We start from the raw sequence: 14,020 nt of genomic DNA, 5'->3' as shown, positions 1-14,020 counted from the left end.
CAAGAGGAGGGCACTAGGCCAGACATGTGTCTGGCCTTGCCCGGCGCTGTCAGTCTGCGGTTGGCGCAGGCTGGATAGCCAACTGGTCGGCCAGGCGCACGAAGGCAGCCAGGTCGAGTTGCTCAGGACGCAAGCTGCCATCGACGCCAGCGGCTTCGATCTCGGCGTTGCTCAGCAGGGCCTTGAGCGTGTTGCGCAGGGTCTTGCGGCGTTGGTTGAACGCTTCGCGCACCACGCGCTCCAGCAATTTGTGGTCCTTGGCCGGATGGGGTAACACGGCGTGGGGCACCAGGCGCACGATGGCCGAGTCGACCTTCGGCGGCGGGTTGAACGCACCAGGGCCCACGTTGAACAGGTGTTCGACGCGGCAGTGGTACTGAACCATGATCGACAGACGGCCCCAATCACCACCACCAGGGCCAGCAGCCAGGCGTTCTACCACTTCCTTTTGCAGCATGAAGTGCATGTCGCGGATGATGCCTGCGTTGTTCAGCAGGTGGAAAATCAGCGGCGTAGAGATGTTGTACGGCAGGTTACCCACCACACGCAGGCTGTTAGGCGCAGCGTTGAGGGTGTTGAAGTCGAACTTCAGCGCATCACCCTGATGCAGGTTGAAGTTGGGCATGCCGGCGAACTGTTGGTTGAGGATCGGGATCAGGTCCTTGTCCAGCTCCACCACGTCCAGTTGGCCGCCGCTGGCCAGCAGGCCTTGGGTCAGCGCGCCCTGGCCCGGGCCGATTTCCAGCAGGCGGTCTTCAGGCTTGGCATGGATGGAACGCAGGATGCGGTCGATCACGCCAGCGTCGTGCAGGAAGTTTTGCCCGAAGCGCTTGCGCGCCCGGTGTTGGTAATGCTCAGTCATATACGGGTCTCGGCCATCTGATAGGCGGTTTCCAGGGCCACGTGCAGGCTGCCGGTATCGATCTTGCCGCTGCCCGCGAGGTCCAGGGCAGTGCCATGGTCGACGGAGGTGCGGATGATCGGCAGGCCCAGTGTCACGTTGACTGCGGCGCCGAAGCCTTTGTATTTAAGCACCGGCAGCCCCTGGTCATGGTACATCGCCAGCACTGCATCGCAGTGCTCCAGATATTTGGGGGTAAACAGAGTGTCCGCAGGCAACGGGCCGCGCAGGTCCATGCCTTCTTGGCGCAGACGCTCCAGGGTGGGTTCGATGATGTCGATTTCTTCATGGCCCAAGTGGCCGCCTTCACCGGCATGGGGGTTGAGCCCACAGACCAGGATGCGCGGTTGGGCGATGCCGAATTTCTGTTGCAGGTCGGCGTGCAGGATCCGCGTGACGCGTTCAACCCGCTCGACGGTAATGGCATCGGCAATCTCGCGCAGCGGCAGGTGCGTGGTCACCAAGGCGACCCGAAGGCCGCGCGTGGCCAGCATCATCACGACTTGTTCGGTGTGGGTCAGCTCGGCGAGGAATTCGGTGTGGCCGGAAAAGGCGATACCGGATTCGTTGATCACGCCCTTATGCACCGGCGCAGTGATCATGCCGGCGAAGTCGCCATCGATGCAGCCTTGCCCGGCGCGAGTCAGGGTTTCCAGCACGAACGCTGCGTTGGCTTTGTTCAGTTGCCCGGCGACCACCTTGGCCTGTAGCGGGGTGTCCCACACATACAGGCTGCCAGCTGGGGCGGGCAGGTCGGGCCAGTTGCCAGGGGCTGTGTCCAGCAGTGTGACAGCCACACCCAGCTGCGCGGCCCGCTCAAGGAGCAGGTCGCGGCTGGTAATGGCAATCAGGGGGTGTGGCTGGGGTTGCGAGGCGAGCAGCAGGCACAGGTCAGGACCAATGCCGGCCGGCTCGCCGGGTGTCACCGCGAAACGCTGGGGTTTCACTGCGCTGCCTGGTCGGTGCCTGTCTGGGCGCCTGGCAGCTTGTTCTCAACATAGGCTTCGTCGCGGATCTGACGCAGCCAGGTTTGCAGCTCTTCGTCGTATTTGCGGTTACGCAATACGTTCAGCGCTTGTTGCTCGCGGGCTTGGTTGGTGTTGTCGGTGGCGCGACGGCCAAGGACTTCCAGCACATGCCAGCCATATTGGGTCTTGAACGGCTTGGACAATACGCCCTGCGGGGTATCGGCCATCACCTGCTGGAACTCCGGCACCAGGGCTTTCGGATCGATCCAGTTCAGGTCGCCGCCGTTGAGGGCAGAACCCGGGTCTTCCGAGAAGCTCTTGGCCAGGGTGGCGAAGTCTTCACCGCTCTGGATGCGGTCATAGATCTTCTGGGCCAGTTCCTTGGTTTGGGCTTCGGTGCGGATTTCGCTTGGTTTGACCAGGATGTGGCGAACGTGCACCTCATCCTTGAGCGATGTTTCGCCGCCGCGTTTTTCCAAGAGCTTCAGGATGATGAAACCACCCGGTGTACGCGCAGGTTGGGTGATGCCACCCACTTCCATTGCACTCAGCTCGCGGTCGAACGGAGGAGGCAATTGAGCCGCTTTACGCCAGCCCATGTCGCCGCCTTCCAGTGCGTTGTCGCTGCCAGACTGGGCGATCGCCATTTGGGCGAAATCAGCACCGGCCTTCAAGCGATCATAGATAGCCTGGGTCTTGGCGGCCGCTGCATTGAGCTGCTCGGAGTTGGCGCTGTCCGGTGTCGGGATCAGGATGTTGGCCAGGTGCAGTTCTTCGGAAAGCTGCATCTTGCCCAGGTCCGACGCCAGGAAGTTCTTCACTTCCTGCTCGGACACCTGAACCCGCTCGGCCACACGGCGCTGACGCACACGGCTGATGATCATTTCGCGGCGGATCTGGTCACGGGCGTCCTCATAGGACAAACCGTCGTGGGCCAGGGCAGCACGGAACTGGTCAATGCTCATGTTGTTGCGCTGGGCAATGGTGCCCACGGCCTGGTTCAGTTCTTCGTCCGAAATACGGATGCCGGAACGATCACCGATCTGCAGTTGCAGGTTCTCGACGATCAGGCGTTCCAGCACCTGCTGGTCCAGGACGCTGGTCGGTGGCACGCCACCGCCACGTTTGGCGATGGTTTGCTGAACTTCCTTGACGCGCTGGTCCAGTTGGCTCTGCATGATCACGTCGTTATCGACGATGGCCACTACCTTATCCAGTTCTTGAACCGCAGCGTGTGCCGATGCGGTGCCCAGGAACAGTGCGCCCAGCACTAGCGGGCGCAGACAATCAGAAAGCTTGGTTTTCACGTTCACGATAACCTTCAATGCCTTTGTCGAGGAAGCTCTCTACCTTGGCGCCGGTCAGGCCGCCGAGTCCTTTGAGGACGATCTGGAAGAAGAGCCCGTGGTCACCCTTTTCGTTAAGCGGGGCGATCTGGCTGTATTCGTCGTTGGAAACCCAGTAACGGTTGATGACGCGCAGTTTCCAGCAGCAGTTGTCGTACTCGAAACCACCGAAGGCTTCCAGGGTACGGTTGCGGGCGTAGTCATACTGCCAGCGGGTGATCAGGTTCCACTGGGGAATGATCGGCCACATCATCGAGAAGTCGTGTTGTTGGATTTTGTAGTAATCCTTCACGAAATTCGCATCGCCTGGCTGGCCGTAGTCGCCACCGAACTGCCATTTGCCGGTCAACTGGTTGTAGACGACCTGGTCGTTACGATAGCGATAACCGACGTTGATGATCTTGTTCGGGTTGTCTTCCGGCTGGTAGTGAAGCATCGCGCTGCCGGAACGAGGGCTGTGTTCCTCGGTGTCCCAGTTGTAGTCGGCAGTGGCGCGCCAGTCGCGGTTGAAGCGGAACTCGTAGTCCAGGGCAACCGGCGAAACATCAGACTGTGCGTCGGCACGGTCAGCCGCCAGGATACCCGGCAGTTGAACTTCACGATCCTTGAAGTACAGCGCCTGGCCCACGGATACGCGCTGACGCTCGAAGCCGTTTTCTTCGATCCAGCGGCTGGTCAAGCCCAGGGACAGCTTGTTCTCGTCGCCGATACGGTCAGAGCCGCTGAAGCGGTTGTCGCGGAACAGCGACGCGTAGCTGAACGAGTACTCGCTGGTGTCGAACACCGGGATATCAGCCTGGTCCTTGTTCGGCACGTACAGGTAGAACGCACGCGGTTCAAGGGTCTGGCGATAATCCTTGCCGAACCAGTTGGTATTTCGGTCGAAGTACAGGCCGCTGTCGACGCTTGCCACCGGAACCGCACGGTCCTGGGAACTCTTGAACGAGCCGCCCGCGTAAGGGTTGGTCGGAGTTGCAGCGGCTTGATCAGCAAGGATCTGATTCTTGCCGATGTTGTCCAGATCCAGGTCGTACTTGGTGTACACGTACTTGAGCTTCGGCGTCACAAAGCCGTAGGTCCAGTTCATCGGGTATTCGACGGCTGGCGCTACGTTCAGGCGAGTACCGTTGGCACGGGTCAGGCCGCGGACGTAAGTGTCCAGGCGACGCTCGATGTCACCGTTTTCATTGGTGAAGTTGCCATTCTCCAGGTCGCGGTCGAAGCGCACGGCTTCGGTCTCGTAGCTGAAGTTCAGGCCACCCGGATGGTACGGCAGCGTACCGTTGAAGGTGATCTGCGGCAGGCGGTCATACGGCGTGACCTGGGAAATCGTTGCCAGCTGGTAGGCCTGCAGGTTCAAGCGAGCCTGGAAGCTGTCGCCGCGATAAGTCACGGAACCCTGCTGGTTGACGTAGTCGCGGCTCTCTACACCTTCCTGGTAGGACTTGAGGTCCTGGAAGTAGTAAGGATCGCTGATCGTGGTGTAGTCGACCTGGGTCAGGACACGCGAATCCAACCCGCCCTTGTGCTGCCAATTGAGCATGTAGCGGGTTTTTTCGTAGTCGGTCTGACGCTTGCGCTCGTCGTTGTCGTCGTTCAGGTATGCGCCGCCGAACTGGCCTTCGCTGGACTTGGTGAGGTAGCGGAATTCGCCTTCCATCATCATGCCGCGCTTGGTCATGTATTGCGGGTACAACGTGGCGTCGTAGTTGGGCGCCAGGTTGAAGTAGTACGGCGTCACCAGGGTGAAGCCGGTTTCGCTGCCGGTGCTGAAGCTCGGCGGCAGGAAGCCGGATTGACGACGGTCGTCGATCGGGAAATAGATGTAAGGGGTGTACAGGATCGGGATGTTCTTGATCCGCAACGTCGCGTTGGTGGCGGTACCGAAACCGGTGGCCGGGTTCAACGTGATGTTGTTGCCCCTGAGCTGCCAGGCGTTGCTGTCTGGCTCGCAGGTGGTGTACGTACCGTCCTTGAGACGGATGATCGCGTTTTCAGCACGCTTGGCGTACAGCGCGTTACCGCGGATGCGCGATTTGTGCAGCACGTATTCGGCGTTGTCGATCTGGGCCGCGCCGGTATCGAGTTGCACTTCGGCATGGTCGCCGACGATCAGTGCACCGTTGTCGCGCAGACGGACCTTGCCGTTCAGCTCGCCACGGTTCTCGGCCTGGTACAGGCTGGCTTCTTCAGATTCCAACTGCATGCTGCCCTGGCGCATGACGACGTCACCGGCCAGGGTGGCGACTTGTTGTTCCTGCTCGTAACGCGAAGCCTTGGCGCCGATGAAGGTGGGCGCATCGCTCTTGTTCGTCTTGTCGTTCATGCCAGGACGAATCGGCTCGATGTACGCACCGCCGCAGTACGGGCCGGTTTCGGCCAGCTGCGCTGCGGTCAGCTTCTCGCGTGGTACCCAGTCCAGGTGGCTGTAATCGGCGCTGCGCGAGCGCAGGCCACGGCCCTTGGATTCGGTGACCAGTGCGGTCTTGGGCTCGGCCTCGGCTTTGCCGCCAGCATCGGCCTGCGCCGTGCTGTTGGCGGAGCTGATGGCAGCGCCATCATGCACCGGGCGTGGTGGTAGCGGGGCTGCGGCGGTTTTCGGCGCGCAATCCCAGGCACCCGAAGCAGAGACTGAGCAGTCATACTGTTCCGCGGCGACCACGAATGAGGTGGCGAAGGGTTGCAAGGCCAGCAGACTGCCGGTTACCAGCAACGGAAATTTTCTACGAAACGCGGGGGATTTCAATGCCATCTTATTAGTCCGGGCTTCCTGCGTGCCATCTGCCCGCGGTTTGGGCCGCACGCCTCTCGATGGTCTGAAAAAGATGCGTGATAATAAAGCATGCCCCGCTTGACGGCTAGCGCCGTCGGAGACCCTTGTAATGCCCGAGCAAGATCTACGTTTACAACAGCTGGAAGTCTGGCTGGATGAGCAACTGCCTATCCTTTTCAATGCTCAAGACTGGGGTGCCGTACCCCCGGCCACATTGACCGCGGCCAGCAGCGACGCGAGTTTCAGGCGCTACTTCCGTTGGGAAGGCGGTGGCCGGACCTTCGTGGTCATGGACGCCCCACCCCCCCAGGAAAACTGCAAACCTTTCGTCGATATCGCACATTTGCTGGCAAAGTCAGGAATAAATGTTCCAAAAATTTATGCAGAAGATTTGCCGCGTGGCTTTCTTTTGCTCAATGACCTGGGCAGAAAAACCTATCTGGACGTGATTGACGACAAAAACGCCGATGCATTGTTTGCCGATGCCATCGACGCCTTGTTGGCCTTCCAGCAATTGCCGATGGACGCACCGCTGCCCAGCTATGACGTCGCCTTGCTGCGCCGCGAGCTGGAATTGTTTCCGGAGTGGTACGTGCGCCGTCACCTGGGTATCGAACTGGATGCGCAACAACAAGCGCTTTGGCAGCATGTCAGTGATCACCTGATCGACAGCGCCCTGGCGCAGCCGAAAGTCTTGGTGCATCGCGACTATATGCCGCGCAACCTGATGATCAGCGAGCCCAACCCCGGCGTGCTGGATTTCCAGGATGCGGTCTACGGGCCAGTCACCTACGACATCACCTGCCTGTTCAAGGACGCCTTCCTCAGCTGGCCCAAGGCCCGCGTGCGGGACTGGCAGCGTGGGTATTGGGAACGTGCGGGGCAACTGGGCATTCCGGTGCAGGCGGATTTCGATGATTTCCTGCGCGCCAGCGACCTGATGGGTGTGCAACGCCACCTCAAGGTCATCGGTATCTTCGCGCGCATTTGCCATCGTGACGGCAAGCCTCGCTACCTGGCCGACGTGCCGCGCTTCTTTGCTTATATAGAAGCGGTGCTGGCAGATCGTCCCGAGTTGAGCGAGTTGGGTGAACTGCTGGCCAGCCTGCGCCAACCTGCCGAGGCCCGTGTATGAAGGCGATGATCCTGGCGGCCGGCAAGGGCGAGCGGATGCGTCCGCTGACCTTGCATACGCCCAAGCCGCTGGTACAGGCCGGCGGCAAGCGCCTGATCGAGTATCACCTGGAGGCGCTGGCCAAGGCCGGCTTCACTGAAATCGTGATCAACCATGCCTGGCTCGGCCAGCAGATCGAAAGCTACCTGGGGGATGGCGCGCAATTTGGCCTGCGTATCTGTTACTCCCCTGAAGGTGAGCCGTTGGAAACCGGCGGTGGGATTTTCCATGCGTTGCCGTTGCTGGGGGATGAACCTTTCCTGGTGGTCAATGGCGATATCTGGACCGACTACGACTTTACCCAGCTCAAGCAGCCGCTCAACGGCCTGGCCCATCTGGTGATGGTCGATAACCCGGCCCATCACCCTTCGGGCGGTGATTTCTACCTTGATCAAGGTTTGCTTCATGATGCAGCGCCCGGTGCCGATAACCTGACCTTCAGTGGCATTTCAGTGCTCGACCCCAAGCTGTTCACGGGTTGCAGCGCGGGTGCCTTCAAACTGGCGCCGCTGCTGCGGGCCGCCATGGCCAAAGGCCTGGTAACGGGGGAACACATGGCGGGACGCTGGATTGATGTCGGCACGCTGGAGCGCCTGGCGCAGGTCGAAACCCTGCTGACAGCGGGGCAGTAACATGCTGTGGCCAGGGACGCTGATCGGCGCCGGGGCTGGCTTTGCCATTGCCAGTATTCCGGGGGCCATGTTGGGGGCACTGTTGGGGCAGGCGCTGGATCGTCGTCTGCAACTGCACAGTTGGGCGCAGTTGCGCGAGCGCCTGGGTGGGCGCCCGGCGTTGCGCAATGACGAGCTGTTGTTCGTGTTGCTGGGGCGTTTGGCCAAGAGCAATGGCCGGGTGGTGGATGGGCATATCCAGCAGGCGCGTCAGGAGATGCGCTCGCTCGACATGACCGATTCGGCCCAGCGTCGTGCGATTGCGGCGTTCAACCGCGGCAAGTCCGGCTCCGACCGGGTGCGCAGTTACCTGCGCGTGCTCAAGGCCCAGCCCCACGCGGCGGAGGGCGTATTGCGCGCGTGCTGGCGCATGGTTTGGGCGGACGGCAAGGCAGATGATGCCGAGCGTGACCTGATCGACCTCTGGGGCAAATGGCTGGGGTGGACGCCGCAACAGTTGCAGGCCTTGGCGGCCGACTACACACCGGAGCGCAAGCCGCTGGTCAGTCGTGGCCCCACTTATCAGGACGCGTTGCGCTTGCTGGGGGTGACGGCTACCACCGAGCCGTCTGTGATCAAGCGGGCTTATCGTCGCCTGCTCAGTCGCCATCACCCGGACAAGATCGCCGGCACCGGCGCCAGTCCCGCGCAAGTGCGTGAGGCCACCGAGCGCACTCGCGAATTGCACACTGCCTATACGTTGATTCGCGAGCGCCGGGACTTCCGGTAGGTTTCAGTCGGCGTTGGCCTGTGGGCTCAGCCAGCCGCGAACCCTGCGATACAACTGTTCCTGCTCGGCAGCACTGTTGCCGGGCAAGGCTTTCAATGACACCTGCTTGTAACCGTCATTTTTCAAACGCTTGGCCGCCTGGACACGGGCCAGGGCGTTTTTGCGTGATTGTGCGTTGTCCTGATAGAAGACATCGGCAGTCGGCAACTTCAGGCCAGGGGCCAGTTGCTGCACATCTGGATGCCGTCCGTTGGGCGTCTGCGCGCCCACCATCACAAACTTCTGCACTTGGGACGGTTGTTTCTCGCTCAAATAGCGTGCGGCCCACCAGGCACCCGTGCCATGGCCGAGCAGCACTACACTGCGTGCGCTCTGGGTCTGGGCGAAAGCCACGGCGGCGTCGATGCGGTCGAAGATGCGCGAGGCGTCGGTCTTGTCCTGCTCATCGGCACCCGGCACCACCGCCGGGTCGGTGCCTTCGGCTTCGGCGCTGGCGGCCTGCTCGATGGGTTTGTCAGCGGTGCTCGCTTCCTTGCTGCTGGTATCGACAGTCGCCTTGGGCGCTTCCATCACACGCGGTGGCAACGTATCCACGCTTACATCCGGTAACGACAGGCTGAGGCTGCCCCAGTTGGCGTCCGGCAATTTGTGCCGCAGCGGGCTGATTGCTTGCGGCCAGTCAGCATTTTCGCCGGCGCCGGGGACGATAATCACCACGCCTTCGGGCTCGGCGCTGTTGGCGGGTTTCCACAGGGCGAGGAATGAATCGCTGCCGGCCTGCAATTGCTGCTGTTCTTGTTGCGGGATCTTGCGTTCGAGGGCGCTGGCTTCTGCCTGGCTGCGCTCGGGCAAGGGCTGGCGCTCGACCGGTTTTTCCGTGGCAGGTGCGGGTGCGTCAGCGGCCTGTACAGAAAAGGCGCTGGTAAAAAGCAGCGACAGGCACAATGCTGGCAATGCTGAACGGTGAAGAAAGGGCATCGTAAATTCCCGGCCAGAAGTGATTCCAGCAGCCTAATGGGTTGGTCAGTATTTGTCAGTGATGTGAGACGTGGATCATGGGTTTTCGCTGTCTGCTGGTTATCGGCTGTTTGTGCCTTGCCTTGATGGCAAATGCCGCCCCTGCGCCCGTCGCGCCCCAGGCACAACTCAATGCGCAGCAACGCGAATGGCTGGCCCAGCACCCGGAACTGCGGGTGGGCCTTGTGTTGCAGGCGCCCTACGCGCAATACGATCGGCGTTTGCAGCGGCTGTCCGGGGCGAATGTCGAGTTGATGCAATGGCTGGCCAAGGCGCTGAATATCGAGCTGACTTGGCGAAATTTCCCCAATCAGGAGCAACTGGAAGCCGCCGTGCGTGAGGGCGAAGTGGACATCGCCCCGGGCCTGCAACAAACCCCGGCGGGTTTGCGTCTGTGGTTGTTCACCGACCCTTATATGCGCGTGCCGCAACACATCGTCGGCATCCGCGAGGGCGGCGGCGCCGTGGAGCTGGAAAAGCTCGATGAGCAATCCCGCGTCGCCGTGCGCATGCCCAGCGCCGTGGCTGATTACCTGCGCAGCACCTACCCCAGCCTCAACCTGCAGGGCGTACCGATGGAGCGCCAGGCCCTTCAATTGTTGGTGAGCCAGCAAGCGCGTTATGCGGTGGTGGATGAAGCGCAGTTGAGCCGTTTGTCCGGCGAGGCGGAGTTTGCCGGGCTGGCAGTGGTGGGCGATATCGGCCTGCCGCAATTGCTGCGGGTGGCCACGCGACGAGAATGGCCGGAACTGGCCGGCATCATGCAAAGTGCCTTGCGTGCGATTCCCGCCCGCGACCTCGATCAACTGCACAACCGCTGGCTGCAGCCCAAATACCCACGGCTGACGGAGTCCCCAGGCCTGTGGCAAAACCTCAGTCTATTGTTGGGCCTGCTACTGCTCGCCAGCCTCGCCGTGGTGTTCTGGCAACGCCGCCAGCAACGGGTGCTGGAACACGGCCTGTTAGCCGCGCGGGAAGAAAGTGCTGCCCGCGCCGCGGGTGCCGAGGCCTTAAGGCTGACACAGTTTTCCATCGACCAAAGTACTGTCGGCATCCTCTGGGTCAACTGGGACAGCCACGTGCGCTATGCCAATCACGCGGCCGAAAGCATGCTCGGCTACGGCCCCGGTGCGCTGATCGAGCGGCCGCTGGTTGAGTTCGATCCCACCCTCACCATGGACCGCTGGCTGAACCTGTGGCGACGCGCCCGCGCCAGTGAGGAGGGACCGCAGAGTTTTGCCACTGACTGCCTGCGGGCGGATGGCAGCGTGTTGCCTGCGGATGTGTCCTTGAGCTTCCTGCGGTTTGCCGACGGCGAATACCTGGTGGTTTATCTGAATGACGTCACCGAGCGTCGTCGCGCGTTGGCGGCCTTGCAGGAAAGTGAGGCGCGCCTGCAGGGAATCGCGGCGAACGTGCCGGGGCTGGTGTTCCGTCTGGAGCGTTTGCCGTTGAGCGACGAAATCGAATTCGCCTACATCAGTGAAGGCAGCGAAAGCCTGGTGGGCTACGCGCCTGCGGTGCTGAGCCGGCCGGAAGTGGGGATTCGCAGTGTGGTGCATCCAGACGACCGCGCCAGTTACCTCGGTACGCTGGATCAGGCTACCGACACTGAGAGCAACTGGTTCTGGCAAGGTCGGATTCTTCCACGCCAGGGCGAACAGCGCTGGGCTGAGATCAAGGCGGTCACCCGACGTCTGGAAGACGGCTCGGTGGTGTGGGATGGGATTGTGTGGGACATCAGCGAAAGCAAGCGCATCGAGCTGGAACTGGATGCCTCCCGTGCGCAACTTCGCGAACTGTCCGCCCACCTGGAAACCGTACGCGAAGAAGAAAAGGCCCGTATCGCCCGTGAAGTGCACGACGAACTTGGGCAAATGCTCACCGTGCTCAAGCTCGAAACCTCCATGTGCGAGCTGGCCTATGCGCAACTCGACCCCGGTTTGCATGAACGCTTGAACAGCATGAAACGCTTGATCGCCCAGCTGTTCCAGTTGGTGCGCGATGTGGCGACGGCACTGCGCCCGCCGATTCTGGATGCGGGGATCGCCTCGGCCATTGAATGGCAGGCGCGGCGCTTTGAAGCGCGCACGCAAATTCCCTGTTTGGTGCAGGTTCCGGATAACCTGCCGACCCTCAGCGATGCCAAGGCCATTGGCTTGTTCCGCATCCTGCAGGAGGCGCTGACCAATGTGATGCGCCATGCCCAGGCGCATACTGTGGAACTGACCCTGGCCCTGGAGGGCACGGATTTGCGCCTGACCATCAGCGACGATGGCGTCGGTTTCGTCCAGGCCCAGGGTCGCCCAGTGTCGTTTGGCCTGGTGGGCATGCGCGAGCGCGTGCTGATCATGGGTGGGCAATTGAGGCTGGACAGCGAGTTGGGGGAGGGCACCACCCTGAGTGTCACGGTGCCATTGGATGCATAACACCAAGAGGAAGTCCCTGTGATCCGCGTACTGGTAGCCGAAGACCACACCATCGTTCGTGAAGGCATCAAGCAATTGATCGGCCTGGCCAAAGACCTGTTGGTGGTGGGGGAGGCCAGCAATGGCGAGCAATTGCTGGAAACCTTGCGCCACGTTGCCTGCGAGGTGGTGTTGCTGGACATTTCGATGCCCGGCGTCAACGGCCTGGAAGCGATTGCGCGGATCCGTGCGCTGAACAATCCGCCGGCAATCCTGGTGCTGTCGATGCACGACGAAGCGCAAATGGCCGCCCGCGCCTTGAAGGTTGGCGCGGCCGGCTACGCCACCAAGGACAGCGACCCGGCGCTGTTGCTCACGGCGATTCGCAAGGTGGCGGCGGGTGGGCGTTACATCGACCCGGACTTGGCCGACCGGATGGTCTTCGAGGTCGGCCTGACCGATGCCCGCCCGTTGCATTCATTGCTGTCAGAGCGCGAGTTCTCGGTGTTCGAACGCCTGGCCCAGGGCGCCAACGTCAATGACATTGCGCAACAGCTGGCGCTGAGCAGCAAGACCATCAGCACCCACAAGGCGCGACTGATGCAAAAGCTCAATATCACGTCCCTCGCGGAGTTGGTGAAATACGCCATGGAGCACAAGCTGCTCTAGCCGCATACCTGATAACGACACCGCAAAAACCCCGCTGAGCCCATTCTTGCCGCTTGCAGCTCGCCCCTTGTCGCTGCACCGTCCCGTGCGCGCCATCCGTGTAGGGCAATCCCTACCCTAAACCTTCCATCCGGCTGATGCGATTCTCTCCTGGCCCCCGATTTCCGGGGCCTTGCGCCTGGACTACGCTTGTCTCACAGCAGTCCAAAACAAAAAGGTGCGGGTATGAGCGAGGTGGATTCAAATGATGTGCTGGTCAGCTTTCGTGGCGTGCAGAAGAGCTACGACGGCGAGAACCTGATCGTCAAAGACCTCAACCTGGAGATTCGCAAGGGCGAGTTCCTTACCCTGCTCGGGCCTTCCGGGTCGGGCAAGACCACCAGCCTGATGATGCTCGCCGGCTTTGAAACGCCGACCGCCGGCGAAATCCAGCTGGCCGGGCGCTCCATCAACAACGTGCCACCGCATAAGCGCGACATCGGCATGGTGTTCCAGAACTACGCGCTGTTTCCGCACATGACCGTGGCCGAGAACCTGGCGTTCCCGCTGTCGGTGCGGGGCTTGAGCAAGACCGATATCAGCGAGCGGGTCAAACGCGTATTGAGCATGGTCCAGCTTGATGCGTTCGCCCAGCGCTACCCGGCGCAACTCTCCGGCGGCCAGCAACAGCGTGTGGCATTGGCCCGCGCGCTGGTGTTCGAACCGCAACTGGTGCTGATGGACGAACCCCTCGGCGCCCTCGACAAGCAACTGCGCGAACACATGCAGATGGAGATCAAACACCTGCACCAGCGCCTCGGCGTGACGGTGGTGTATGTGACTCACGACCAGGGCGAGGCGCTGACCATGTCTGACCGCGTGGCGGTATTCCACCAGGGCGAGATCCAGCAGATCGCCGCGCCGCGCACCCTTTACGAAGAACCGAAGAACACCTTCGTCGCCAACTTCATCGGCGAGAACAACCGCCTCAATGGCCGCTTGCACAGTCATACCGGCGAGCGCTGCGTGGTGGAACTGGCGCGCGGCGAGAAGGTCGAGGCGCTGGCGGTGAACGTCGGCCAGGTCGGCGGCCCGGTGACCCTGTCGGTACGCCCGGAACGTGTCAGCCTCAATGGCTCCAGCGAAAGCTGCGTCAACCGCTTCTCCGGGCGCGTGGCCGAATTCATCTACCTGGGCGACCACGTGCGCGTGCGCCTGGAAGTCTGCGGCAAGGCCGATTTTTTTGTGAAACAACCGATTGCCGAGCTGGACCCAGCCCTGGCGGTCGGCGACGTGGTACCGATTGGCTGGCAAGTCGAGCACGTTCGCGCACTCGACCCACTTCTAGAGGCGAATTGATCGCCCCCCTGGCTTCACCAACCCT

General features: G+C 61.6%; 11 protein-coding genes. 6 read left to right on the top strand and 5 right to left on the bottom strand.

The window, feature by feature from the left end; translation table 11 throughout:
- Nucleotides 1-49 precede the first annotated feature (49 nt).
- Genes rsmA through OZ428_RS30275 form a run of 4 tightly spaced genes read right to left on the bottom strand, consistent with a single transcriptional unit; the run spans nucleotide 50 to nucleotide 5,967 of the window.
- A complete protein-coding gene (gene rsmA / locus OZ428_RS30290; protein WP_033898116.1) occupies nucleotides 50-862 on the bottom strand; it encodes a 16S rRNA (adenine(1518)-N(6)/adenine(1519)-N(6))-dimethyltransferase RsmA in 813 nt (270 codons plus the stop codon).
- Nucleotides 859-1,848: a 4-hydroxythreonine-4-phosphate dehydrogenase PdxA gene (pdxA, locus tag OZ428_RS30285; RefSeq protein ID WP_269132166.1), complete on the bottom strand. Its 990-nt coding sequence runs from the start codon at nucleotides 1,846-1,848 to the stop codon at nucleotides 859-861. Before pdxA ends, rsmA begins: the two co-directional genes overlap by 4 nt.
- A complete protein-coding gene (locus OZ428_RS30280; protein ID WP_016977878.1) occupies nucleotides 1,845-3,182 on the bottom strand; it encodes a peptidylprolyl isomerase in 1,338 nt (445 codons plus the stop codon). Before OZ428_RS30280 ends, pdxA begins: the two co-directional genes overlap by 4 nt.
- Complete coding sequence (locus OZ428_RS30275; RefSeq protein WP_269132165.1) at nucleotides 3,157-5,967, bottom strand: LPS-assembly protein LptD; 2,811 nt, start codon at nucleotides 5,965-5,967, stop codon at nucleotides 3,157-3,159. The genes OZ428_RS30280 and OZ428_RS30275 overlap by 26 nt, the downstream gene beginning before the upstream one ends.
- Nucleotides 5,968-6,097: 130 nt before the next feature.
- On the opposite strand from OZ428_RS30275, the gene OZ428_RS30270 reads away from it, so the two are divergent.
- From OZ428_RS30270 to OZ428_RS30260, 3 genes are read left to right on the top strand one after another with little or no spacing between them, the layout of a single operon-like run.
- Nucleotides 6,098-7,123, top strand: a complete 1,026-nt coding sequence (locus OZ428_RS30270) for an aminoglycoside phosphotransferase family protein (protein WP_269132164.1) — start codon at nucleotides 6,098-6,100, stop codon at nucleotides 7,121-7,123.
- Nucleotides 7,120-7,794 (top strand): N-acetylmuramate alpha-1-phosphate uridylyltransferase MurU, encoded by a 675-nt coding sequence (gene murU, locus OZ428_RS30265; protein WP_269132162.1) that lies wholly within the window; start codon nucleotides 7,120-7,122, stop codon nucleotides 7,792-7,794. The genes OZ428_RS30270 and murU overlap by 4 nt, the downstream gene beginning before the upstream one ends.
- A gap of 1 nt (nucleotide 7,795) precedes the next feature.
- On the top strand, nucleotides 7,796-8,563 hold the full coding sequence (locus OZ428_RS30260) for a TerB family tellurite resistance protein (RefSeq protein WP_177052767.1): 768 nt from the start codon (nucleotides 7,796-7,798) through the stop codon (nucleotides 8,561-8,563).
- A 3-nt stretch (nucleotides 8,564-8,566) separates the two neighbouring features.
- Here the strand turns inward: OZ428_RS30260 and OZ428_RS30255 are convergent, their stop codons facing one another.
- Nucleotides 8,567-9,541, bottom strand: coding sequence for an alpha/beta hydrolase family protein (locus OZ428_RS30255; protein WP_269132161.1), 975 nt, complete (start codon nucleotides 9,539-9,541; stop codon nucleotides 8,567-8,569).
- A 77-nt stretch (nucleotides 9,542-9,618) separates the two neighbouring features.
- Here OZ428_RS30255 and OZ428_RS30250 point away from each other — a divergent pair, with 77 nt between their 5' ends.
- The 3 genes from OZ428_RS30250 (at nucleotide 9,619) to OZ428_RS30240 (ending at nucleotide 13,995) form a co-directional block, all read left to right on the top strand.
- Nucleotides 9,619-12,009 carry a PAS domain-containing sensor histidine kinase gene (locus tag OZ428_RS30250; protein WP_269132160.1) on the top strand — a complete coding sequence of 797 codons (2,391 nt, stop codon included), beginning with the start codon at nucleotides 9,619-9,621 and terminating at the stop codon, nucleotides 12,007-12,009.
- An 18-nt stretch (nucleotides 12,010-12,027) separates the two neighbouring features.
- Entirely contained in the window at nucleotides 12,028-12,657 is a 630-nt protein-coding gene (locus tag OZ428_RS30245; RefSeq protein WP_038842984.1) for a response regulator, read from the top strand.
- Between the two features lie 225 nt (nucleotides 12,658-12,882).
- Complete coding sequence (locus OZ428_RS30240; protein WP_028618154.1) at nucleotides 12,883-13,995, top strand: ABC transporter ATP-binding protein; 1,113 nt, start codon at nucleotides 12,883-12,885, stop codon at nucleotides 13,993-13,995.
- The last annotated feature ends 25 nt before the right edge of the window (nucleotides 13,996-14,020 follow it).

It is taken from the genome of Pseudomonas sp. GXZC (assembly GCF_026967615.1).
In the GTDB taxonomy this organism is placed as follows: domain Bacteria; phylum Pseudomonadota; class Gammaproteobacteria; order Pseudomonadales; family Pseudomonadaceae; genus Aquipseudomonas; species Aquipseudomonas azotoformans_A.
The sequence above is the reverse complement of the archived record's forward strand: the minus strand, read 5'-3'. Positions and strand labels throughout refer to the sequence as shown.